Raw genomic sequence first — 23,487 nt, 5'->3', positions numbered from 1 at the left:
GTTTGATTGGCCTTTCACCCCTACCCACAGGTCATCCGAAGACTTTTCAACGTCAACCGGTTCGGGCCTCCACTATGTGTTACCACAGCTTCACCCTGCCCATGGGTAGATCACACGGTTTCGCGTCTACCACTGCTAACTATATCGCCCTATTCAGACTCGCTTTCGCTACGGCTGCGCACCTGAAGTGCTTAACCTTGCTAACAACGGTAACTCGTAGGCTCATTATGCAAAAGGCACGCCGTCACCACACTAGGTGGCTCCGACCGCTTGTAAGCGTATGGTTTCAGGTTCTATTTCACTCCCTTATTCAGGGTTCTTTTCACCTTTCCCTCACGGTACTGGTTCACTATCGGTCTCTCAGGAGTATTTAGCCTTGGCGGATGGTCCCGCCGGATTCATACAGGGTTTCACGTGCCCCGCACTACTCAGGATACCACTATCAATAACATTTCTTACCTATACAGGGCTATCACCTTCTACGGCTCCTCTTTCCAAAGGATTTTAATTCAAAATGCATCAAACGTTGTGGTCCTACAACCCCATGCAGTCCGTAAACTGAATGGTTTGGGCTATTCCGCGTTCGCTCGCCACTACTAGCGGAATCACTATTGTTTTCTCTTCCTCCGGCTACTTAGATGTTTCAGTTCACCGGGTTTGCTTCCTTTCGGATGACATGTCTTCAACATGACGGGTTGCCCCATTCGGAAATCTGCGGATCACATCGTATGTGCCAATCCCCGCAGCTTATCGCAGCTTATCACGTCCTTCATCGCCTCTGAGAGCCTAGGCATCCCCCATACGCCCTTAATTTGCTTATGGTATTCAATGTCGATTCTCTAACGATAGAAAATCAACGCCTTGCTCTTGTATTCTTATTTTACTAATAACAAACACATCTTTCAATGTGCCTATCTGTTTCTCGTTTAATCTTTTCAATATGTCAATGAACGTTTTCAATATCAAGTAAATGATACCAATAGTGGAGAATATCGGAGTCGAACCGATGACCTCCTGCGTGCAAGGCAGGCGCTCTAGCCAGCTGAGCTAATCCCCCATTTTTAGTTATGAGTTATTAGTTATGAGTTAAGAGTGATCCCACTCGCAACAAACCCAACTTCTAAAATTTCCTTCAATATGTAATGAACTAGGTGCGGTTTAGGCTTCCGCGAAAGCGTAAAAGTAGTCTCAGGCAGACTCGAACTGCCGACCTCTACATTATCAGTGTAGCGCTCTAACCAGCTGAGCTATGAGACTGTAACGAACCCCGAAAGGCACATCACTCGTCTTTCGACATTTTTATTAATAAGATTGACAGTTATAGATAATAATATAAACAAACACGCCATTTGCATGTAGTAGGCCATGGAACTCTCATTTTTAGGTTCCATTATTTCAGGAACTCCAGAAAGGAGGTGTTCCAGCCGCACCTTCCGGTACGGCTACCTTGTTACGACTTAGCCCCAGTTACCGGTTTTACCCTAGGCAGCTCCTTGCGGTCACCGACTTCAGGTACCCCCAGCTTCCATGGCTTGACGGGCGGTGTGTACAAGGCCCGGGAACGTATTCACCGCATCATGGCTGATATGCGATTACTAGCGATTCCAGCTTCACGTAGTCGAGTTGCAGACTACGATCCGAACTGTGATAGGGTTTATAGATTCGCTCCCTCTCACGAGGTGGCTGCTCTCTGTCCCTACCATTGTAGCACGTGTGTGGCCCAGGACGTAAGGGCCGTGATGATTTGACGTCATCCCCACCTTCCTCACGGTTTGCACCGGCAGTCTCGCTAGAGTCCCCGACATGACTCGCTGGCAACTAGCAATAGGGGTTGCGCTCGTTATAGGACTTAACCTGACACCTCACGGCACGAGCTGACGACAACCATGCAGCACCTTGCAAACTGTCCGAAGAAAAGCCTGTTTCCAAGCCTGTCAGTCTGCATTTAAGCCCTGGTAAGGTTCCTCGCGTATCATCGAATTAAACCACATGCTCCACCGCTTGTGCGGGCCCCCGTCAATTCCTTTGAGTTTCATTCTTGCGAACGTACTCCCCAGGTGGGTTACTTATCACTTTCGCTTGGCCACCCAGTACTCAATCGTACCGGACAGCTAGTAACCATCGTTTACGGCGTGGACTACCAGGGTATCTAATCCTGTTCGCTACCCACGCTTTCGTCCCTCAGCGTCAATGTATTGTTAGTGACCTGCCTTCGCAATCGGTATTCTATGTAATATCTAAGCATTTCACCGCTACACTACATATTCTAGCCACTTCACAATAATTCAAGATGTTCAGTATCAATGGCAGTGCCGGAGTTGAGCCCCTGCATTTCACCACTGACTTAAACACCCGCCTACGGACCCTTTAAACCCAATGATTCCGGATAACGCTTGCACCCTCCGTATTACCGCGGCTGCTGGCACGGAGTTAGCCGGTGCTTATTCTTACGGTACCGTCAGCCCTCTACACGTAGAGGGGTTTCTTCCCGTACAAAAGCAGTTTACAACCCATAGGGCCGTCTTCCTGCACGCGGCATGGCTGGATCAGGCTCTCGCCCATTGTCCAATATTCCTCACTGCTGCCTCCCGTAGGAGTCTGGTCCGTGTCTCAGTACCAGTGTGGGGGATCTCCCTCTCAGGACCCCTACCTATCGTAGCCATGGGGAGCCGTTACCTCTCCATCTAGCTAATAGGACGCATACTCATCTATCACCGTAACCTTTAACCAGTAAATCATGCGATTAGCTGGTACCATGAGGCGTTAATCCAAATTTCTTCGGGCTATTCCTCAGTGATAGGTAGATTGTATACGCGTTACGCACCCGTGCGCCGGTCGCCACCATCCGAAGACGTGCTGCCCCTCGACTTGCATGTGTTAGGCCTGCCGCTAGCGTTCATCCTGAGCCAGGATCAAACTCTTCATCGTAGAATCTTGTTAAAAAGATCTCTTGCGAGAATCCCATAACCTATATACTACTAGCAATTGGCGTTCTTGTCTGTTTACACTATATTATTCTTATTCTTACCGATCTGATTCCCCTAAAGGAAACAAACCTGTTCTTTTTGTGCTGTCAATCAATATCTCAATGAACTTATTAGGAGTCTTCAAAATGGAACTTGAAAAGCAGCCTCTTCACGACGCCTGACCTATCAGTATTCCCCATCTCCTAATGAACGTTGCTTCAACTTTCGACTTAACGTCTCTTGCAAAGCGGGTGCAAATATACAGAGCATTTTCTTTTCCAACCAAACTTTTTGAAGAGAAAAATCAATAAATATTTAAAATAAATTTCAACCCGCTGAAAAACACCCAAATACACCTCCAAAAAAAATCAAAAATTCTCTATCCAAACCTACCACCTCACCAACCAAACCACCAATTCCGCAGTCCCGGACATCCTTGACAACACCCCAAGCCAACCACCCCAAACCAAACCCAACAAAAAAAGGCAGCCATAAAGCTGCCTTTTTGTTGGATTTGAGGGGTTAGAATTGCATAGGAACTTCAATAAGTAACAAATCTGATTTTGATGTTGCCCTTATATGAATAGTATCACTTTCTACCACGCCCATGGCATCTCGATGCTTTAACTGGTCGCCATCAATTTCTACATTACCCTCAATCACCATAATGTAAACTCCATTGCTTGGGTTTTTCAATCGATAATCATTAACCGTATCGGGATCCAGACTAATCATATGCATCCAGGCATCTTGATGTATCCATACTCCTTCATCGTCTGGTGAAGGCGATAGTATTTGTTGAAATCTGTTTTTATGATCCTCTAAATTAAGTTTTAGTTCGTCATATCGAGGCGTGACATTTTTCTTGTTTGGAAAAAGCCAGATTTGAAATAATTTCAATTCTTCCGTTTGACTGCCGTTGTATTCTGAATGGGTGACTCCAGTACCAGCACTCATTACTTGAACCTCACCCGTTTTGATTTGGGCAACGTTCCCCATACTATCCTTATGTTCCAACACTCCAGATAGTGGTATGGTAATAATTTCCATATTATCATGTGGATGAGTAGGGAAACCAGCGCCTGGAGCTATGGTGTCATCATTCAACACTCTTATGGCGCCAAAATTGATTCGCTCTGGATTGTACCAACTTGCAAAACTGAAACTGTGGTTAGCCTTGAGCCACCCATGATTTGCGTGACCTCTGCTTTCTGCTCTGTGAATTACTTTTTTCATAATTTAAAACTACTATTTATTTGTATGTACAACAAATATTTAATACATCTTTAGCTATCTCTTCCGCTAGCTACCTAAGCTAAGATCTTTAGGCGGCTTCCTTTCGTTGTTTTATGCGATGAGGATGATGGTAGTACGCTTTCGCGAAAGCGTACCCATGACCATACTCTATTTTATAGTAAACTACCGCGATGCAGCCAGCTATGCTACAAAAGGTGACGATAGCTAATAAAGGCATGATCCCATCTACCAAGAGTTGAGCCACCAAGGTGCTTGCAATACTCCCAAAAATCATACTAACCGCACCCACGAGCGCGCTGGCGCTACCAGCCTGTAGATTGAATGGTTGCAAACTAAGCGCCGTCACATTAGGGTTTTGGAAGCCAATAAAAAAAAGCATGGTGAACAAACCAGGGTAAATCACCCAAAACTGTGGCTGCACCAACAAACTATAAATGGTGATACCACCCGTTAAAAAAGCCATGATGATTGCCACCGTGAATGTTATTTGGAACGTAGTAAATCTTTTTAGAAAAAGCCTGTTGAGCTGACTGCCCAAAATCAAACCAGCTGCATTACCACCAAAAATATAACCGAACATATCTTCGCTCATCCCAAAAAACTCTATAAACACAAAAGGTGCACTGGCGACATAAGCCAGCAGTGCTCCTATCGCAAAGCCTCGAGTGGTTGAAAAGAGGAAGAAATCCTTATTCTTATATATAGACCAGTATTCTCTAGCAACTTTAGTGGGCCGCAGACTTGTCGAGCTATTCGGTTCTGCGCTTTCTGGCAATACATAGATTACATTCAGAAGCATCAGGCCAGCAAATGCGGCAAGACAGAAGAACACCACTTCCCAGTGAAAAGCGGTTATGATAAAACCACCTACCGTAGGCGCAATGATAGGTGCAACACCCATGATGAGCATGAGCGTACTTAAGACATCTGCCACTTGATCCTTTTCAAAATAATCCCTTACCACAGCCTTACTGGCTACCATACCGGCACAACCTCCTAGTGCCATGAAGAATCTGAAAAATGCCAGCGACCATAGATTCCATGCGATTCCGCAAAGTATGCTCATGACAATATAGAGGGCAAGCCCAACAATAAGTGGCTTGCGTCGTCCATATTTGTCCATCAATGGACCATAGGCAAGTTGACCTAGACCTATACCAATAAAGTATGTGGTAAGCGTCAATCCTACAGCACTAGTATCGACATTGAAATCTCCTGCAATTTGTTTAAACGCAGGTAGGTAAGTATCTATGGAAAATGGACCTATAGCAATGAGCGTCCCCAACAATAAAATGATGACGTTTTTTCTTCTTTTGCTTATGTCGGTCTGTACAGTTCTCTTTCTCACGCTGCAAAGGTACTTTTCAATCCTAGGCCCTAAACCTATATTCACAAACCTTTACGATTTCATAACGGCCTATAAATCGTACTTTTGAATCTCATAACCCAACAACCTTTGCCATGAAAAAATTCATATTACCCATTCTATTTTCTATAGCCATCATTTCTTGTAAGAATGAAAAAAATGAGGAGACTACTGTGGAAGAAACTCCAGAACTAGCCATGCAAGTAGCGCAATCCAGCGGCCTTGAAAACTGGAAAGATGTAGAATCGATGGAGTTTACATTTAACATAGAACGCAACGGCGAGACCCTTGCCACCAGAGCTTGGAAATGGAATCCTAATTCTGACCAAGTAACCCTAGATTCAAAAGGAGAGCAAATTACCTATAATAGAACACAACAAATGGACAGCCTTGCCCAGAGTGCAGATCGTGCCTTTATCAACGACGTCTACTGGTTATTGCCACAATTCAAACTGGCTTGGGACACTGGTAAGCAAGTGACCTATCCAGATTCCACTGCAGGTAAGATGGTGCAGGTACAGTATACCGGCGATGATGGCTACACACCTGGCGATCGCTATGATATGGTTATCGATGAGAACATGATGATCAATAAATGGATGTACTACCCTAAAGGAAAAACTGAGCCTGCGATGATCACCTCGTTTGAAGATTATAAGGATTATGGCGGCATCAAAATAGCGACCAACCACAGATCAGAAGACGGTACTTTGAACATCTACTTTTCAGATATCAACATCACCAAAAAATAAAAATGACCTACAACTCCACAAAAGAATTTGCACAATCACTAGACCAGGCAGATGAATTGGCTCGCTTTCGCGAAAGCTTTACCATCCCGAAACATGTTGACGGTACAGAAAGTATTTACCTGTGCGGGAACTCCTTGGGAGTACAACCTAAAAAAGCAGTGGAATATGTAGCCGATGAATTGAATGATTGGGCACAATTGGGAGTTAAAGGTCACTTTGACAAGACCTTTCCCTGGACCAGGTATCATGAATTCTTGAATGAACCTATGGCCAAGGTTGTTGGAGCCTTGCCACATGAAGTCGTGGTGATGAACACTTTGACGCCTAACCTTCATTTTATGATGGTCAGTTTTTACAAACCATCAGGCAAGCGCAGGAAAATAGTAATGGAAGCCGACGCTTTCCCCAGCGATACATATGCCGTAGATTCCCAAATCAAATGGCATGGCGGCGATCCTGCAGAAGATATCATCCTATGGCAACCTAGACCTGGTAACTCTACCTTGCAGATGGAAGATCTGGAACAGATCTTTCGCAAACATGGTGATGAGATTGCTTTGGTCATGATTGCTTCCATCAATTATTACACGGGACAATTTTTTGACCTTAAAAAAATTACAGAATTAGGCCACTCACACGGTGCGATGGTAGGTTTTGATTGCGCGCACGGCGCTGGTAATGTAGATTTAAAATTGCATGACAGCGGTGCAGATTTTGCCGTATGGTGCACCTATAAATACATGAACTCAGGTCCTGGTAGTATAGGTGGCTGTTTTGTTCACGAGCGACATGCAGAAAGTGACAAACTGGATCGCATGGCCGGTTGGTGGGGACACAATAAGGAAGAACGCTTTTTAATGAAACCTAAATTCGATCCTATTTATGGAGCCGAAGGATGGCAACAAAGCAACGCTCCTATTTTAAGTATGGCACCTATTCGTGCCAGCATGGAATTATTTGATGAAGCAGGGTTTGATAATCTGTTGGCCAAATCGAATCAACTCACCAATTATCTGGAGTACCTTATCAATAATATAGAAGGTAATCGCATCAAGATCATAACCCCTAAAAATCCCAAGGATCGTGGTTGCCAATTATCGCTGGCCGTTAAAAATGCTGACAAAAGCCTTTTTGAAGCCATAAGTGACAAAGGTGTTATTGCAGACTGGCGCGAGCCAGATGTGATACGTGTGGCACCGGTACCTCTTTATAATTCCTATATGGATTGCTGGAACTTTGTCCAGATCCTTACTGCTGCGCTATAGCCAGCACCTAGAAAGTTTTAATGAAAATATCAGATACGAATACCAATATATTAATCACCGGTGCTGGTCTTTGTGGTGCACTTTTGGGATTACGATTGGCGCAGCGCGGTTACACCGTCAATGTTTTGGAGAAGCGTCCAGACATGCGTTCCAAAATTGTGGATGCAGGTAGATCCATAAATCTAGCTCTTTCAGATCGTGGATTGAACGCCTTGAAAATGGTAGGCCTGGGCGATAAAGTCAAGGAGCTATGCATTCCTATGAAGGCACGAATGATCCATCCTAAAAATGGCAAGGTGCTCACTTCTAATTATAGTGGTCGTGACGATGACTTTATCAATTCCATATCCAGAGAAGACCTCAACAAGCTTTTGTTGGACAAGGCAGATGAATACGATAAGGTCCAGATCGATTTTAATGACGAGGTACTTTCTGTAGATGTAAAGAAAGGCAGTATAGAATACAAGGATTCAGAAACCGAAACCATTAAACAATGGAATCCTGATATCTTATTGGGAACCGACGGTGCTGGATCTAAGGTACGCCAGGCCATGGCCAGACAGCGCGACTTCTTCTTCTCCTACACGACAGAATGGTTACCGCATGCTTATAAAGAATTGCGCATGCCACCAGCAGACGATGGCGGCTGGCGTATTGACAAACACGCTTTACACATCTGGCCTCGTGGTGGTTTTATGTTGATCGCTCTTCCTAATCTGGACGGTAGCTTTACCATGACGCTATTCATGCGTCGCAAGGAATCACCGCAAAGCTTTGAGCAGATCACCACAGATGAAGAGGTGACGGCTTTCTTCAAGGAAGAGTTCCCTGATGTCTTTGATGAAATACCCGACCTGTTGGAACAATACCAGCGCAATCCTGTGCCACCTTTGGGCACCGTGCGTTGCTCTCCATGGACCGCTCACGGCAAGGTCTTGATGATGGGTGATGCCTGTCACGCAATCGTACCTTTTTACGGTCAAGGCATGAACGCAGGTTTTGAAGACGTGATGGTTTTTGACCAGATCCTCAATGAATGCGACGATTGGGAAGAAGCCATGAAGCGATTCTCGGTCGAGCGCAAACCAGATACAGATGCCATTGCAGACCTCGCTTTGGATAATTTTGTAGAGATGCGAGACAGCGTTTCGCATCCTGATTTTCAAATTAAACGGGCCATTGAGATGAAATTGGAGCACGCTTTCGCGAAAGCGGTATACTCATCAAAATATTCACTAGTCACTTTCCCACCAGCAGGAATGGGTTACCGCGAGGCCATGAGGAAAGGCCGTGCGCAGGACAAAGCTATTTTGTGGTTGATCAATAACGGCGACATCAAATTAGAGGACAGCGCCGAAAGCTTGCTTGCAGCGATAAACAAAAAGACCGCAGAAGTTATTTGGCATAGGAATTAATGAGTCCACATCATACAGTTACGGATGTAATCATAGTAGGCGGTGGCGCGGCAGGCTTCTTCACAGCCATTAACCTCGCCGAACAGCGTCCGGATCTTTCCATCACGATTTTGGAACGTGGTAAGGACGTGCTTCAAAAAGTGCGTATTTCGGGTGGTGGACGATGCAACGTCACTCATGCCGAATTCGATCCAAAACCATTAACGGGTAATTATCCGCGAGGTGAAAAAGAGCTTTTGGGACCTTTTCACAAATTCATGACCGGCGACACCATTGCATGGTTTGCAGATCATGGTGTGGAACTTAAAATAGAGGATGACGGCCGCATGTTTCCCATCACAGATTCTTCTCAGACTATCATCGATTGCTTCCTCAGCCTGGCCAAAAAACACCATATTAAAGTATTGACCTCGCAAAATGTTGTACGACTAGAGCGCGATGAACATTGGAAAGTAGTTACCAAAACCGACGAATTCACTTGCGAGCATCTAGTCGTTACAGCTGGTAGTAGCCCAAAGATTTGGGAGATGATGAAGTCTTTGGGTCATACCATTATAGATGCCGTACCATCACTGTTTACTTTTAATATAGTCGACAAAACCATTACAGAACTTGCTGGTATTGCGCTGGAAGCTCGCGTTGAAGTGCCGCAGTTGCACTTGGAATCTCAAGGGCCGTTATTGATTACTCATTGGGGCTTTTCTGGACCAGCCATTCTCAAAATGAGCGCTTGGGGCGCGGTACAGCTTCATAGTTCCAACTACAAATTTGATGTGGTTATCAACTGGCTTAATTACATTTCGCAAGAAGAATGTTACGAGATGCTGCTCGCCAAACGGGACGATAGTAAAAAACAGATCTCTAACGATCGGTTATATGAGATCCCAAAAAGGCTCTGGAATTACTTGGTTCACAGCATGAATTTACAAGATAAAACTTGGGCAGAATGCTCCAACCAGACCTTAAAAGAATTAGCCATTACTTTAACCGCAAGTGTTTTTAAAGTCGATGGTAAGAGCACTTTCAAAGAAGAATTTGTTACCGCTGGCGGCATTGATTTGAAGGAGGTTGACTTTAGGACCTTTGCAAGTCGCAAACAGGAAAACCTCTATTTTGCTGGCGAGATCTTAAATATTGACGCCATTACCGGCGGCTTTAATTTCCAAAACGCCTGGACTGGTGGATGGATGGTGGCGCAAGCGATTTCGCAATCTTAAGTTCATTTTATCGCAATAATTTGGTGGTTTCCGTACCTTTATTTGCTTAAAACCATTCCATTGAATAAGAAAACCATGTTGATGATCCTGGACGGTTGGGGAATTACCCAAGATCCCAAGGTCAGCGCGATCGCACAGGCAAACACGCCATATATAGACAGTCTTTACGATAAATATCCACACGCCACGCTACGCACAGATGGCGAGAACGTTGGCCTGCCAGACGGCCAGATGGGCAATAGCGAGGTAGGTCACATGAACCTGGGCGCTGGTCGCATCGTGTATCAGGACCTTGCCAAAATCAATAAAGCCGTTCGAGAAAATAGCCTTAAAGATGAACAAGTGCTGGTGGATGCATTCGCTTTCGCGAAAGCGAACTCCAAAAAAGTACACTTTGCAGGATTGGTATCAGATGGTGGCGTTCACGCACACATCAACCACTTGAAAGCATTGATCGATGCTGCGCTGGATTATGGGCTGGAAGATCTTTTTGTACACGCCTTTACAGACGGTCGCGATGTGGACCCAAAATCTGGAGCTGGATTTCTGGAAGAGTTGGAACAGCACATTGCACAGACACCGGCACAAATCGCCAGCGTCATAGGTAGATATTTTGCCATGGATCGTGACCAGCGATGGGAACGCGTTGCCAAGGCCTACCACCTAATGACCGATGGAATGGGCGCACCCAGCCATGAGGTGGTAGCATCGGTACGTGATAGTTATGCGTCTGGATTGACAGATGAATTTATTGAGCCTATCGTCGCATTAAATGGTGGCGAACCAGTCGCCAAAGTAGAAAGCGGCGATGTAGTCATCTTCTTCAATTACCGTACAGATCGTGGTCGTGAACTGACAGACATGCTATCCCAACGGGATTTTCATGAGCAAAATGCGCACAAACTGGACTTGTACTATGTGACGATGACGACCTATGATGAAAACTTCAAGGACATCAAGGTCATTTTTGAAAAACCAAATTTGAAAAACACCTTAGGCGAGATCCTATCGGGTGCAGGAAAGAAACAAATACGCATTGCGGAAACCGAGAAGTATCCTCATGTGACCTTCTTTTTTAATGGTGGAGAGGAGAAACCTTTTGATGGCGAGGAGCGCATCATGTGTAAATCACCCAAGGTGGCTACCTATGACCTGCAACCAGAAATGTCCATCGATTGCGTTTCAGGAAAAATAATCCCTGAAATCAAAAAACAATATGCCGATTTCATTTGTTTGAACTTTGCAAATCCTGACATGGTAGGACACACTGGAAGCATGGAAGCTGCGGTTGCTGCCTGTGAAGCGGTAGACCATGCTGCACAACAAGTAATTGACGCTGCCGTTGATAATGGTTACACGGTGATTGTGATTGCAGACCATGGGAATTGTGAAGTGATGATCAATCCTGATGGTAGTGTAAACACAGCGCATACGACTAATCCTGTACCGCTTATTCTGGTAGATCAAGATATTAAGTCGATAAAAGATGGTGTTTTGGGCGATATTGCACCTACCATTTTAAAATTGATAGGCGTTGAACAGCCGGCAGAAATGACACAAAAACCTTTAATATAAAATTAGAAATGAGAAGAATACTACCTGCAGCCATAGCTGCCATATTACTTACCGCTTGTGGTTCTCAAAAAGAAGCAACCACAACCAGCACTAGCGAGGCTAAAACTGTAGCCACCGTAGAAATGACAAAACCAGAAGCACAAATGGCCACTATGGTTAACGGCAACCTGCAAGGCGTTGCGTCTTTGAAAGATTTCCAGAGTGAGCCATTCAGCACTTGGTTTACACCTAGATATGACGACTACACACCAGATGCCGCAGTGGTGTCAGAATTGAAATCGGAGATGACGGATGTAAGCATTCGCGCTTACATGGGAACTTGGTGCGGTGACTCTAAAAGAGAAACCCCTAAATTTTTCAAGCTGTTGGATGCAGTTGGATATGATCAGAACAATCTTACCATGGTCACAGTAGACCGTTCCAAAAGAGAACCGGCAGATCTTGTCAACGGTTATGACATTAGCAGGGTTCCAACGTTTATCTTTTATAGGGATGGTGAAGAGTTGGGTCGCTTTGTGGAATATCCGCGAGAGACTTTGGAACAGGACATTTTAAAAATCGTCAGCGGTCAGGATTATAAACATTCCTACCAAAACTAAAACCTTTTAAAGGAGAGCAATTCGCTCTCCTTTTTTATTTTCCTATTATGGACAAAATAAATCTAGCTGAAAAATTTGATCTATTCCAAGAAACATGGACGCCTAAAATCATTAGCGAACTCAATGGGCAGCAGGTCAAGCTAGCTAAACTTCACGGTGAGTTTGTATGGCACAATCATGAGCAGGAAGATGAACTTTTTTATGTGGTAAAAGGAACTTTGAAAATTCGCTTTCGCGCCTGCCTGCCGGACAGGCAAGAAAGCGAGGTCATTCTTCATCCAGGTGAAATGATTGTGGTTCCTGCAGGTGTGGATCATCTACCAGTGGCAGAAGAGGAAGTTCATGTGATGCTTATTGAACCAGCTGCGATCAAACACACCGGAAACGTACAACATGAATTGACTAAGGAGCAACTGGACTGGATCTAGATTTCACTTGTTTAAAAAGGAATTGCGTTAGGGATTGAAATGGAAATCCTTTTGTTGCGGCGGTAGCGCAACAAAAGATTGTTGTGTAAAGCCCGACCGTAGGGAACGCCACCATCTTTAATATTACAGGATCCTTACATCTTTCTTATTTTTGCAGCTTGTAAACGACAAGATGATAGTTACCAAAACCAAAGAAGAGCTAGAAATCATGCGCCAGGCGGCGTTGATGGTAAGCAAAACCTTAGGGATGATCGCGGCAGAGATCAAACCTGGCGTAACCTCGCAACGACTGGACGACCTAGCGGAACAATACATAAGAGACAACGGTGCCATTCCTGGATTTAAGGGGTTGTACGATTGTCCCAGCACGCTGCTGATCAGCCCTAATGAAGAGGTGGTTCATGGGTTGCCCAAGGATGTGGCGATCAAGGACGGCGATGTACTATCCATTGACTGCGGTGCGATCGTGGATGGTTTTTATGGCGACCATGCGTACACTTTTACGGTTGGCGAGGTCCCAGAAGAGACCAAGTTGCTTCTCGAGCGTACCAAGAACTCCTTATATATAGGTATTGAGCAATTCCGTTTAGGGAATCGTGTGGGCGATGTTGGTTATGCGATCCAGGAATATTGTGAAGGTTTTGGTTATGGTGTGGTGCGTGAATTGGTAGGTCATGGTTTGGGACGTGTGATGCATGAAGATCCACAAATGCCTAACTACGGGAAACGTGGTCGCGGTAAAAAGTTTGTAGAAGGAATGACTGTCGCCATTGAACCTATGATCAACATGGGAACCAAAAACATCAAGCATTTCCCAGATGGCTGGACCATCAAAACTCGCGACGGTAAGCCCAGCGCACACTTTGAGCATGATGTGGCCATCGTTGATGGCGAGCCTAGGTTATTAAGCACGTTTGACTATGTGCACGAGGTTTTGGGAATTACTTCAGATGAAGAAGATCCTTATCGCTGGAAGGAATAAAATCTCAAGCAGCTATTACATATTATTCTTATATAAAACTGCATTTCAAGAGTTCTTTTGCTTAATGAAACCTTTAGGGTGGCAGTAGGTCGTAGAGATGCTGGCTATCGCCTAATTTAGCTTTAGTAAATAGAGAATATGAAAGATCCTATATACTTCTTTTCCTTGTATTGTATATTAATTTTTACAGCTATTGGGTGTCGTTCTACTAAAAACAATATGAATCAAATGATATCCAGCATGGATACAATTGTTTTAAAAAGCAAGAAGGTGAAAGGATTCGGACCCTTTTCTGGAATGGCTACAGTAATTAATTTTCGAGATACGTCTGATACATTTACTCAGCAGATTGTTTATCCAAACGGTTTGAATGGATTGAAGCGTTTGGAACTAAAAACTGACTTGTGGGATCCAAAAAGTCCTAAAATTGAAATATTGGAAGGAACATTTGGTCAGGATTCTATTTATGTAGTTGATCAAAACAACAATAAAGATTTGAGTGATGATCCTGTCAACATTTATAAAAAAATGGACTGGAGTAAAAATGCAGATATAATACCAATCACCTACTCGATCTCACGAGGTGATAGTATCGTCCAAGACTCTTCATGGATTTCCATCGGAAGAGGTACAGGGGACAATACTTTATTAGGTAAAAGAGAATATCTTGAAGCATCTTTTACGATTGATAAGGAAGAGTTTCAAATAGGAGTCTTTGAAAAAAGGAACACCTCAAGTTTTACTTACGGCTACTTCCCAGAGGCAGCATTACTTTCATCTTTAGGAGTAAGAAAAGACACCATCATCTATTCGGATATGGTTAAAGTGGATGAGTTATTGAACTTAAATGGAAGATTCTATAGATTTCACAGTGTCTCCAGTTATGGTGATCAAATTGTTCTGATAAGGGATACAACTCTGAATACCAAAATTGGAACACAAATTGGAATGATCGCCCCAAGTTTTAAAGCAATTACCACCGCAAATGATACTATTCTTAGCTCTGAAGTAAAGGGTAAGTTTACTGTTATTGCTAATACTTGTGGCTGCGGCGGCGATACAAAATCAACTGATGCATATTTAGAAATCGAAGAAAGATACGGAGACACCATCAGGTTATTACATGTTGATTCTAACATAGGTGAAAGCCTTGCCGGTGTCCATATCGATTCAATGGATGATTTCAATCAAAATTTTTATAATATTTATCGAGAGCAGTATTGTTCACGCATTTGTTATGTCATAGACCGAAACAACCGTATAGTCGACAAATTCGATATTGATGAGTGGGATAATAAGTTACCTACTATCCTGAATATAAATTAAAACTTAAAAGACTTGAAGAGCCAGAGATCTGATTTTCTTATCAAAGCGAAATAATAGCTACAAATCTGTTCTCCAGATCAGGTCAAGCCCGAAGAAGATCGAGCTATCAAACTCTGTATTCAATCTTGTACGGTCGTCTCCAGAAACCTGGAAGGTCAATATTTGGGCGCCAACGGTGTCTCCTTGATTATATAAACCATAGTCCGTAGTGTCATAACCTACTTTTCCTCTTAGGATCATCGTGTTATCAAAGAATGCGTAAGCTGCATAAAGCCCAAAACGTATACTTTCTTCCTGCACATAAAACTGCGAATCGGTTTCTTGAAGATTATAGGCTTTTATAGAGGTTACCAGATTCGCACCTAGGCTAAAATCTTCGGTGAAATTGTAATTGACATCTGTACGAATAGGAAGCGTCGCGTTGATGTAAAACTTATCGTTTTCGCTTTTGTACCACAACCCTACAAGCGGAGTAATAGTAGTACCGAATTGTTCTGTACTTACATAACTACCAAATTTTAAGCTGTAACTACTAGAATATCTCTTTTCAAACAATGCGAGTCCACCCAACTGTAGGTCTGGTGTATCAAGGCTTCCCACAAAGTCGGAAGCGAATTTTGGTAAAAACACATAGGTTCCACTCCATTTATTACCATGGTCCTGTTTCACACCTAGATTGAGACGCGTCATGATAAGATTACTTCTATCTGCATTATACTGTAGGCCCAATCGTGTATTCTCGTAAGTGAAACCACCTATGATGGTCGTCTTTGCAGAAATAGGATAGGGAAAGTAAAATTCAATATTGGTATTGCTCACCTCAGTATCCACCTCTGTTTCTGGGTCAATATTACCTAGATCAGCATAATTATAGGAGTACTTAAATAGGTCAAAATAATCCTGAGCGTTAGAAAAACTAGCCGTGAAAAGTACAGCAAGGATAAATAGAAGATTTCTCATAAAGTTGGTTTTAATTGATGGAAATCTACGTTATAATTATTATATAATAAAATATAAAGTTAAATACTGATACATATGTAATAATTAGCCTGCAAAAATACAGAATTGACAAAGCTGCTCTAATAAAACCAAAATGACACTTTAAACTGTCATCATTTGATCAAGATCAATCTAGTACACGTATTTTTGCTTCAGGATATCTATTAACTCGATTCAAAAGGTTCTCCATCCAGTGAAAAAACTATTCAAATTCTTTCTCAACTTGATACCACGGCCATGGTTGATCAGTGCGAGTTATGCCGTGCGGCCTTTACTTGCCTGGTGGTATCGCGGTGATCGCTATGAAGATCCTATTGATGGGAAGAAATTCCGTAGTTTTTTACCCTATGGCTATGGCAAGGTGCGCGAGAATGTACTGTCACCTTCTACTCTATCGCTAGAGCGCCACCGATTGTTATGGCTGTATTTGCAGCGAGAAACGCGTTTGTTTACCGCACCTACAAAGCTGCTTCATTTTGCACCAGAGCAATGTTTTTATCATCGCTTTCGCGAAAGCGAACTCATTCAATACACCACTACAGATCTTAATTCACCACTGGCAGATGTTCAGGCAGATATCTGCAACCTGCCTTTTGAGGATAACGCATTTGACATGATTTTATGTAATCATGTTCTGGAGCACATTCCTGATGATGCCACGGCCATGAAAGAATTGTATCGCGTTCTCAAACCTGGCGGCAAGGCCATTTTTCAAGTACCGCTGGAAAATGATCGCGCCAAAACTTTTGAGGACGATTCCATCACAAATCGTGCAGAACGTGCGCGCATTTTTGGTCAATACGATCATGTACGCATTTATGGTATGGATTATTTTGATCGCCTGCGCGAGGTTGGATTTAAAGTAGAGGCTTGTGATTACACCAATACCTTATCTCCAGAAAAGATCGATTATTACCGTCTAGCGGCTGGCGAACTTATTCCCGTTGTTACAAAATAGGTTGTTTCACGTACTGATTGAAGCCTGGCGTGGTCTCAAACTTGAGCTTACCGTCGGTTCCCATATACATGATCAGGACTTCAATTTCAGGAAGATTTGATAGCAGCCTTCTGGATTTTTCTAGTGGCATCGCCATAAATGCCGTGGCATATCCATCTGCCAGCGTACAGTTTTCTGCAATTACATTGACACCTAGCACCTCACTGGGAACTGCCTTTCCGGTCAAAGGATTTACGGTATGCACGTACTCCTTTCCAGATTCCTGATCAATCTTGAACTTGCGGTAATTGCCACTGCCAGCCATGGCCTTATCTTTTAGTTTGACCGCAGTGACGAGTTCTCTCTGGCCAGCAACTTGTGTGGGATCATCAATGCCTACACTCCACTCTTGTTGCTTCTCAAGGTTGATTCCCGCAGCGGTGACCTCACCACCAACTTCTACCAAGTAATCTGTGATACCATGATTCTCCAGCATTCTGGCGATGTAATCTACCAGAGTACCTTTAGCAATCGCATTGAATTCCAGATAAATACCGCTATGGCTGCTTTCCACAAAATACTGGTCTTCTTTTCCGGCAGGTACCATATCCAGCTTGTAAAAACCCACGTATTGCAATAAGCTATCGATTTGATAATCTTGTGGAATTTTCTCCTTTTTGCCGTCAGCGCCAAAGCCGTAGGCATTCACTAGATTCCCTACAGTTGGATCAAAATAGCCATCGGTTTTACGATAGATTTCTTGGGCATAATCAAAAACTTCCTTGAACTCCTTTCCTACCGCGACACTGTCCTTTCCATCGTTGATCTGGTTGATTTTGGAATCTGGAACCCAAGTGGACATACTTTGATTAAAAAGGTCAATCAGACTATCTACTTTAGGCTCTAGATCCATGGTCTCGTTAGAAAAGTACTTGATAGAATAAGTCGTGCCTATGGCGTTGCCGTATAACTCCTGTGTGGTTCTAGAAAGGTCCTGATCAGTCTTTTTACACGAACTCAAGAGAAACAAAAACGATATTACTGCTAGATATTTCATAACCTCAATGATTGATGTCCAAAGTTACCAATTGCACACGATCCAATAGGTAGTAAACATTTAAGATTTGGCCGGCTATTATAACTTTTTGTTAGTTCTCCAGCCTTGCCCATCAGTTTACCTTTAAATAAAAAAACAATGGACTTAAAGCTACAAGGGAAAACAGCACTCGTTACAGGATCAACCAAAGGAATAGGAAAAGCCATCGCTCAAAAACTGTTGGAAGAAGGTGCCACCGTAATCGTGCACGGTAGTAGTCAGGATTCCGTGGATAGGAGTAAAAGTGCTTTTAGCTCTTATGAAAAGGTAAGCTTCATGCCAGCCGATTTTGCCGATGTCAATTCTATCAATACCTTCATTGAAAAACTGCCCGAAATTGACATTCTCGTCAATAATCTGGGCATTTTTGGCGGTAAAGAATTTACGGATATTACTGATGAAGACTGGATGTCCTTTTTTGAAATCAACGTCATGAGTGGTGTGCGGTTAAGCCGTGCCCTATTTCCCAAAATGATGGAGAAAAACGAAAATGGCCGGATCATATTTATAAGCAGTGAGAGCGCTCTCAATATTCCCGAAGGAATGATTCATTATGGAATGACTAAAACAGCGCAACTCTCCATCTCAAGAGGACTTGCTAAACTCACTAAAGGTTCTACCGTAACGGTAAATAGCGTGTTGCCTGGACCTACATATTCCGACGGTGTTCAAGACATGCTGGACGACATGAGCGATGATGGAAGTCACGACAAAGAAAAAATGGAACAACATTTTTTCAATGAGGAGCGACCATCCAGTTTGATACAGCGTTTTACAGATCCAGTAGAAATAGCAAATATGGTGGCCTATGTGGCCAGTCCATTATCCAGCGCTACCAACGGTGCATCCTTAAGAGCCGAAGGTGGAATCGTCGATTTTATCTAATCCTTGATTTCTATCAGACCAGCATAGTTGACCACATAATCGTCCTCATGATGGACAGGCATGTCATAATCCCTAGAATTAGCCAGACCTACACCAGCAAAGTAGGTTCTGGCTTTATATTTTACCGCGTGATCATAAACCGTCTTCATCAACTTCTCGTCATACTCTACGGGATTTGCTGGATACGTGATGGCGCGCACCACAACAAAATGTAACTTTTTGTTTTTGAGGGCCACAAACTGCGGGTCCTTTTTGGGCTTGGAATTCACGGCTAGAAATTCAAAGCCTTGCTCCTCCATTTCCTTGCCCACGATATTCATTGCAAGCTGATGTAGTTCTTGAGTTGTCAATGGTGTCATTGTACAAAGATAACGACTGTAGGTAAGTTCGCTTTCGCGAAAGCGAATTCATCCACCAGCTATTTCCTATATTTAGTCGATAATTTTTTAAAATGAAATACGGCAAGCTGTGTTTGATAGCCATGTCTTTGGCTTGGTTCATTTCCTGCGACAAAACTGAAGATCCTATCGAGGCCATCGCCGCAAAACCTGTAACGGAATATGTGAATCCGTTTGTGGGAACTGGCGGTCATGGGCACACCTATCCTGGCGCCACGATGCCTTTTGGAATGATGCAATTAAGTCCAGATACCCGACTGGAAGGTTGGGACGGCTGCAGCGGCTACCATTACAGCGATGATAAGATCTATGGTTTTTCCCATACACACCTGAGTGGTACTGGAGTGAGCGACTATGGCGACGTGCTTTTAATGCCTACCAACGAGCCCATTTTAAACAATGGCGCCGATGGACAGAAAGGATACCGCTCTACATTTTCTCATGAAAAAGAAGAAGCGAGTCCTGGATACTACAGTGTCCATCTGGATGACACTAATATTGATGTGGAACTGACCGTATCGCGCAGAAGTGGCATGCATCGCTACCAATATCCAGATAGCTCTAATCAATTTCTGATTTTGGACCTGGAACATCGTGATAAATTGTTGGAGCATGAATTGAGTCTTGAATCTGCGACAGAGGTTTCTGGAAAAAGATTCTCCAGCGCCTGGGCGAGTAAGCAGATGCTGTATTATTATATTCAAACCTCGCATCCCATAAAAAACTGGGATCAAGATGCAGGTGATTCACCCACGAAGCGAGCGCTAGAGTTTGAGAATCCAAATAACGAACCAATAATTATCAAAATAGGAATTTCTGCAGTTGATGTAGATGGAGCAAAGAATAACCTAATAGAGGAAATTGGAGTGAAGTCCTTTGAGGATATACGTCAGGAAGCGACGACGACTTGGGAAAATGAACTCTCTAAAATCATTGTGGAAGATAGCGATGAGGAAAAAGTCAGCACCTTCTACACAGCTTTGTATCATACTATGCTGGCTCCAAATCTATACCAAGATGTAGATGGTCGTTACCGAGGCATGGATCTAGAGATTCATCAAACCAAAGATTTTGATTACTACACCGTTTTCTCTTTATGGGACACCTATCGAGCCGCTCATCCACTATACACGATTGTTGATCAAAAAAGAACCAACGATTACATCAACACTTTTACGGCAAAATATGATGAAGGCGGCATCATGCCTATCTGGGATCTTAGCGGTAATTACACGGGTTGTATGATAGGCTACCATGCCGTTCCTGTAATTGCAGATGCCTATCTCAAAGGAATCAGGAATTATGATGTGGACAAGGCCTTTGAAGCCATGAAGCACAGTGCGATGCAGGATCATTTAGGTTTGAAATCTTATAAAGAATTAGGTTTCATACCGGTGGAAGAAGAAAGTGAGTCGGTTTCAAAAACTCTGGAATATGCCTACGATGATTGGACCATAGCCCAAATGGCAAAGGCGCTAGGCGCCAAAGCAGACTATGAAGTTTTCATTAAACGAGCGCAGAACTATAAAAATCTATACAATCCAGAAACTGGCTTTTTTCAAGGTCGCTACAGAAATACGTGGTTTTCACCATTTGATCCCTTTGAGGTAAACTTTAATTATACTGAGGCCAATGCCTGGCAATATTCCATGTATGTGCCACAAGATATCAATGGACACATAAGGCTAATGGGTGGCGAGGCTAATTATGAAGCACATCTAGATAAACTATTTACCGCTGCAGCTGAAACCTCTGGTCGCAACCAAGCAGACATTACCGGCCTCATCGGGCAATATGCGCACGGCAACGAGCCCAGCCATCATATGGCCTATTTATATAATTATGTTGGTAAAGCCTCGAAGACTCAAGAAAAAGTTCATGAAATCTTGACGACCCTATACTCCAATACACCTTACGGAATTTCGGGCAATGAAGATTGCGGTCAAATGAGTGCCTGGTATGTATTGAGTTCGCTAGGATTTTATCCGGTAACTCCAGCCAGTAATCAGTATGCCATAGGATCACCCTTATTTGATAAGGCTACGATTCATTTTGAAAATGGAACATCGTTGACCATCAAGAAAAACGGTAGCGGAAAATATATTGACGCCATGCATATGGACGAAGACCCAAATGATTGGGTTAATAGCAGATCGCACAATACTGCTTTTATTACTCACGAACAGTTAATGGCTGGCGGGTTTTGGGAATTTGATATGTCAACCGTTCCAGATTCTTGGGGTAGTTCGCTTTATCAAACACTAACTACCAGAATCACAAATAACTCAATTGTAACGCCACCATTCATCAAAAAAGGTGACATCACTTTTCCCAACCAAACGGAGATAGAACTGGAAACTACCAGCTCCAATCAGGATATATATTATTCACTCAACGATGAGCGATTTACCAAATATGATTCTACCATCACTATTGCTAACTCCCAACTTCTAAAAACCTACTCGGTTTATAAAGGCATTCATAGCGACACGATACAAACAGACTTTTACAAATATGATGCAGATCGATCTGTGACTCTTAATTATCAATTTGCAAATGAATATAGCGCCGGCGGCACGGATGCTTTGATTGACGGTTTAAAGGGAACAAGAGATTACCGTTCTGGCGCCTGGCAAGGAATTAAAAATCAAGATCTTGATATTATGGTAGATCTTGGATCACTAAAGAGCGTTAACGAGGTGAGCATCAATTTTCTTAAAGAACAAAGAAGTTGGATATTCTACCCGCAAGATGTGGAGATAATGCTGCTGGATTCCAAACAAGAAGTTATTACTTCAAAAACAATAGAACTGCCTGAAACAGGAAGGGAAGAAATTAGCGAGATCTATACTGCAAATAGTTCTTTTGAAAAAATGGCTGCAAGGTATGTAAAGGTTGTGGCCACCAATTACGGTGCGTTACCGGATTGGCACCTAGGCTATCCCATGAAAGGAACGGCCTGGATATTTGTTGACGAAATCACTATTGAATAAGATTTGAAAAGAAGAAACTTTATAGCCACCAGTATTAAAGGTAGCCTAGCGTTGAGCATGGGCATCCAATTATTAGCTTGTAAAACACCCAAAATGACAAAACAAAAAATAAATCCCATAGCCATTTGCACTTGGGGTTTTGTATCTGCAAACGAGGCAGCTGGAAAAGCTTTGGATGCTGGAATGAATGCCCTAGACGCATCCATTGTAGGCGTGGCAGTAGAAGAGGAAAATATCAAAAACACCACTGTAGGCAAAGGTGGCGCTCCAGACCGTGAGGGAAATGTGACTCTTGACGCCACCGTTATGGATCATACCGGTAATTGCGGCGCTGTAGTTTGTGTAGAAGATTATACCAACGTAGCCGCAATAGCAAAAAAGGTCATGACTGAAACTCCTCACGTCATGCTCGCAGGCAAAGGAGCCGAAGAATTTGCCGCAAAACAAGGATTTCAAAAAGAAAACCTGTTAACTGAATCTTCAGAGAACGCCTATAGGGAATGGTTAAAAACCAGCCAGTACAAGCCCATCATCAACATTGAGAACCACGATACCATAGGCATGGTGTGTATGGATGGCAACGGCGATATTTCTGGTGCCTGTTCCACCTCTGGATTATCCTATAAAATGAAAGGTCGTGTGGGCGACTCTCCTATCATAGGCGCTGGTTTGTTTATCGATAATGAAATAGGTGGTGCTGCCGCCACTGGAATGGGTGAAGAGATTATGAAATCTGTAGGCAGCTTTTTGATAGTAGAATTGATGCGCAACGGTATGAGTCCGCAGGAAGCTTGCGAGGAAGCTGTGATGAGAACCATACGCAAAAATCCAGGCTATAAAGATTTCCAGGTGGCCTACATCGCCATGAACAAAAAAGGCGAGACAGGCTCCTTCTGCATCCATAAAGGCTTTTCCATGATGGAATATCGTGAGGGTACAAATCGTCAGATTCCTTCCTCATATTATCTAAAAGATTGATTACTTGGTAAAAATCAGTATGTTTAATTACGCTTTCGCGAAAGCGAGAACAC

Annotated in this window: 18 protein-coding genes, 2 tRNA genes and 2 rRNA genes (1 of these 22 only partly in view); 13 read left to right on the top strand and 9 right to left on the bottom strand. The window is 43.3% G+C overall.

Features of this window, described 5'->3' with window-relative positions; genetic code table 11:
- The 6 genes from AAU57_RS05100 to AAU57_RS05075 all read right to left on the bottom strand — a co-directional run.
- Nucleotides 1-822 (bottom strand): 23S ribosomal RNA (locus tag AAU57_RS05100) (it extends 2,001 nt beyond the left edge of the window).
- 161 nt (nucleotides 823-983) lie between these two features.
- Nucleotides 984-1,057 (bottom strand) — tRNA-Ala (locus AAU57_RS05095).
- Nucleotides 1,058-1,183: 126 nt separating this feature from the next.
- Nucleotides 1,184-1,257: transfer RNA gene (locus AAU57_RS05090), tRNA-Ile, on the bottom strand.
- A gap of 151 nt (nucleotides 1,258-1,408) precedes the next feature.
- Nucleotides 1,409-2,928: ribosomal RNA gene (locus AAU57_RS05085) — 16S ribosomal RNA — on the bottom strand.
- The 16S and 23S rRNA genes sit together here with 2 tRNA genes alongside, the layout of an rRNA operon.
- Nucleotides 2,929-3,488: 560 nt before the next feature.
- Nucleotides 3,489-4,202: a pirin family protein gene (locus tag AAU57_RS05080; protein ID WP_055411891.1), complete on the bottom strand. Its 714-nt coding sequence runs from the start codon at nucleotides 4,200-4,202 to the stop codon at nucleotides 3,489-3,491.
- Nucleotides 4,203-4,290: 88 nt separating this feature from the next.
- Entirely contained in the window at nucleotides 4,291-5,571 is a 1,281-nt protein-coding gene (locus AAU57_RS05075) for a multidrug effflux MFS transporter (RefSeq protein ID WP_055411890.1), read from the bottom strand.
- 113 nt (nucleotides 5,572-5,684) lie between these two features.
- Between AAU57_RS05075 and AAU57_RS05070 the strand changes: the two genes are divergently transcribed.
- The 9 genes from AAU57_RS05070 to AAU57_RS05030 all read left to right on the top strand — a co-directional run bounded on the left by AAU57_RS05070 (nucleotide 5,685) and on the right by AAU57_RS05030 (nucleotide 15,148).
- Nucleotides 5,685-6,341 (top strand): hypothetical protein, encoded by a 657-nt coding sequence (locus AAU57_RS05070; RefSeq protein ID WP_055411889.1) that lies wholly within the window; start codon nucleotides 5,685-5,687, stop codon nucleotides 6,339-6,341.
- 2 nt (nucleotides 6,342-6,343) lie between these two features.
- A complete protein-coding gene (kynU, locus tag AAU57_RS05065; RefSeq protein WP_055411888.1) occupies nucleotides 6,344-7,606 on the top strand; it encodes a kynureninase in 1,263 nt (420 codons plus the stop codon).
- A 20-nt stretch (nucleotides 7,607-7,626) separates the two neighbouring features.
- Nucleotides 7,627-9,021: an FAD-dependent oxidoreductase gene (locus AAU57_RS05060; protein ID WP_055411887.1), complete on the top strand. Its 1,395-nt coding sequence runs from the start codon at nucleotides 7,627-7,629 to the stop codon at nucleotides 9,019-9,021.
- Nucleotides 9,021-10,238, top strand: coding sequence for an NAD(P)/FAD-dependent oxidoreductase (locus tag AAU57_RS05055; RefSeq protein WP_055411886.1), 1,218 nt, complete (start codon nucleotides 9,021-9,023; stop codon nucleotides 10,236-10,238). Before AAU57_RS05060 ends, AAU57_RS05055 begins: the two co-directional genes overlap by 1 nt.
- A 60-nt stretch (nucleotides 10,239-10,298) precedes the next feature.
- Nucleotides 10,299-11,813, top strand: a complete 1,515-nt coding sequence (gpmI, locus tag AAU57_RS05050) for a 2,3-bisphosphoglycerate-independent phosphoglycerate mutase (RefSeq protein WP_055413677.1) — start codon at nucleotides 10,299-10,301, stop codon at nucleotides 11,811-11,813.
- 8 nt (nucleotides 11,814-11,821) lie between these two features.
- Nucleotides 11,822-12,412, top strand: a complete 591-nt coding sequence (locus AAU57_RS05045) for a thioredoxin family protein (protein ID WP_055411885.1) — start codon at nucleotides 11,822-11,824, stop codon at nucleotides 12,410-12,412.
- A 47-nt stretch (nucleotides 12,413-12,459) separates the two neighbouring features.
- The gene (locus AAU57_RS05040; protein WP_055411884.1) at nucleotides 12,460-12,840 is read left to right on the top strand and encodes a cupin domain-containing protein; all 381 of its coding nucleotides are present in this window, start codon (nucleotides 12,460-12,462) and stop codon (nucleotides 12,838-12,840) included.
- A gap of 172 nt (nucleotides 12,841-13,012) precedes the next feature.
- Nucleotides 13,013-13,822, top strand: a complete 810-nt coding sequence (gene map, locus AAU57_RS05035; protein WP_055411883.1) for a type I methionyl aminopeptidase — start codon at nucleotides 13,013-13,015, stop codon at nucleotides 13,820-13,822.
- 138 nt (nucleotides 13,823-13,960) lie between these two features.
- A complete protein-coding gene (locus AAU57_RS05030; protein WP_156340000.1) occupies nucleotides 13,961-15,148 on the top strand; it encodes a hypothetical protein in 1,188 nt (395 codons plus the stop codon).
- Between the two features lie 57 nt (nucleotides 15,149-15,205).
- Here the strand turns inward: AAU57_RS05030 and AAU57_RS05025 are convergent, their stop codons facing one another.
- On the bottom strand, nucleotides 15,206-16,108 hold the full coding sequence (locus AAU57_RS05025) for a DUF6268 family outer membrane beta-barrel protein (protein WP_055411881.1): 903 nt from the start codon (nucleotides 16,106-16,108) through the stop codon (nucleotides 15,206-15,208).
- A 232-nt stretch (nucleotides 16,109-16,340) separates the two neighbouring features.
- On the opposite strand from AAU57_RS05025, the gene AAU57_RS05020 reads away from it, so the two are divergent.
- On the top strand, nucleotides 16,341-17,105 hold the full coding sequence (locus AAU57_RS05020; protein ID WP_055411880.1) for a class I SAM-dependent methyltransferase: 765 nt from the start codon (nucleotides 16,341-16,343) through the stop codon (nucleotides 17,103-17,105).
- Here the strand turns inward: AAU57_RS05020 and AAU57_RS05015 are convergent.
- Nucleotides 17,095-18,141 carry an FAD:protein FMN transferase gene (locus tag AAU57_RS05015; protein WP_055411879.1) on the bottom strand — a complete coding sequence of 349 codons (1,047 nt, stop codon included), beginning with the start codon at nucleotides 18,139-18,141 and terminating at the stop codon, nucleotides 17,095-17,097. The genes AAU57_RS05020 and AAU57_RS05015 overlap by 11 nt on opposite strands.
- Before the next feature lie 138 nt (nucleotides 18,142-18,279).
- On the opposite strand from AAU57_RS05015, the gene AAU57_RS05010 reads away from it, so the two are divergent.
- Nucleotides 18,280-19,065 (top strand): SDR family NAD(P)-dependent oxidoreductase, encoded by a 786-nt coding sequence (locus tag AAU57_RS05010; RefSeq protein WP_055411878.1) that lies wholly within the window; start codon nucleotides 18,280-18,282, stop codon nucleotides 19,063-19,065.
- On the opposite strand, the gene AAU57_RS05005 is transcribed toward AAU57_RS05010, so the two are convergent.
- Entirely contained in the window at nucleotides 19,062-19,424 is a 363-nt protein-coding gene (locus AAU57_RS05005; protein WP_055411877.1) for a hypothetical protein, read from the bottom strand. The two genes, AAU57_RS05010 and AAU57_RS05005, sit on opposite strands and share 4 nt — an antisense overlap.
- Before the next feature lie 92 nt (nucleotides 19,425-19,516).
- Between AAU57_RS05005 and AAU57_RS05000 the strand changes: the two genes are divergently transcribed.
- Together AAU57_RS05000 and AAU57_RS04995 are read left to right on the top strand one after the other, a co-directional pair.
- The gene (locus AAU57_RS05000; RefSeq protein ID WP_055411876.1) at nucleotides 19,517-22,456 is read left to right on the top strand and encodes a GH92 family glycosyl hydrolase; all 2,940 of its coding nucleotides are present in this window, start codon (nucleotides 19,517-19,519) and stop codon (nucleotides 22,454-22,456) included.
- A gap of 3 nt (nucleotides 22,457-22,459) precedes the next feature.
- Nucleotides 22,460-23,434 carry a N(4)-(beta-N-acetylglucosaminyl)-L-asparaginase gene (locus AAU57_RS04995; RefSeq protein ID WP_055411875.1) on the top strand — a complete coding sequence of 325 codons (975 nt, stop codon included), beginning with the start codon at nucleotides 22,460-22,462 and terminating at the stop codon, nucleotides 23,432-23,434.
- The last annotated feature ends 53 nt before the right edge of the window (nucleotides 23,435-23,487 follow it).

It is taken from the genome of Nonlabens sp. YIK11, from assembly GCF_001413925.1.
Lineage (GTDB): Bacteria > Bacteroidota > Bacteroidia > Flavobacteriales > Flavobacteriaceae > Nonlabens.
The sequence above is the reverse complement of the archived record's forward strand: the minus strand, read 5'-3'. Positions and strand labels throughout refer to the sequence as shown.

What these genes read in the sequence shown, in the direction of transcription:
- AAU57_RS05040 (WP_055411884.1), top strand. Translation starts at nt 12,460, where the DNA reads ATGGACAAAATAAATCTAGCTGAAAAATTTGATCTATTCCAAGAAACA.
- AAU57_RS05070 (WP_055411889.1), top strand. Translation starts at nt 5,685, where the DNA reads ATGAAAAAATTCATATTACCCATTCTATTTTCTATAGCCATCATTTCT.
- AAU57_RS05010 (WP_055411878.1), top strand. Translation starts at nt 18,280, where the DNA reads ATGGACTTAAAGCTACAAGGGAAAACAGCACTCGTTACAGGATCAACC.
- AAU57_RS05080 (WP_055411891.1), bottom strand. Translation starts at nt 4,202, where the DNA reads ATGAAAAAAGTAATTCACAGAGCAGAAAGCAGAGGTCACGCAAATCAT.
- AAU57_RS05045 (WP_055411885.1), top strand. Translation starts at nt 11,822, where the DNA reads ATGAGAAGAATACTACCTGCAGCCATAGCTGCCATATTACTTACCGCT.
- AAU57_RS05060 (WP_055411887.1), top strand. Translation starts at nt 7,627, where the DNA reads ATGAAAATATCAGATACGAATACCAATATATTAATCACCGGTGCTGGT.
- AAU57_RS05055 (WP_055411886.1), top strand. Translation starts at nt 9,021, where the DNA reads ATGAGTCCACATCATACAGTTACGGATGTAATCATAGTAGGCGGTGGC.
- map (WP_055411883.1), top strand. Translation starts at nt 13,013, where the DNA reads ATGATAGTTACCAAAACCAAAGAAGAGCTAGAAATCATGCGCCAGGCG.
- AAU57_RS05025 (WP_055411881.1), bottom strand. Translation starts at nt 16,108, where the DNA reads ATGAGAAATCTTCTATTTATCCTTGCTGTACTTTTCACGGCTAGTTTT.
- AAU57_RS05000 (WP_055411876.1), top strand. Translation starts at nt 19,517, where the DNA reads ATGAAATACGGCAAGCTGTGTTTGATAGCCATGTCTTTGGCTTGGTTC.
- kynU (WP_055411888.1), top strand. Translation starts at nt 6,344, where the DNA reads ATGACCTACAACTCCACAAAAGAATTTGCACAATCACTAGACCAGGCA.
- AAU57_RS05005 (WP_055411877.1), bottom strand. Translation starts at nt 19,424, where the DNA reads ATGACACCATTGACAACTCAAGAACTACATCAGCTTGCAATGAATATC.
- AAU57_RS05030 (WP_156340000.1), top strand. Translation starts at nt 13,961, where the DNA reads ATGAAAGATCCTATATACTTCTTTTCCTTGTATTGTATATTAATTTTT.
- AAU57_RS05015 (WP_055411879.1), bottom strand. Translation starts at nt 18,141, where the DNA reads ATGAAATATCTAGCAGTAATATCGTTTTTGTTTCTCTTGAGTTCGTGT.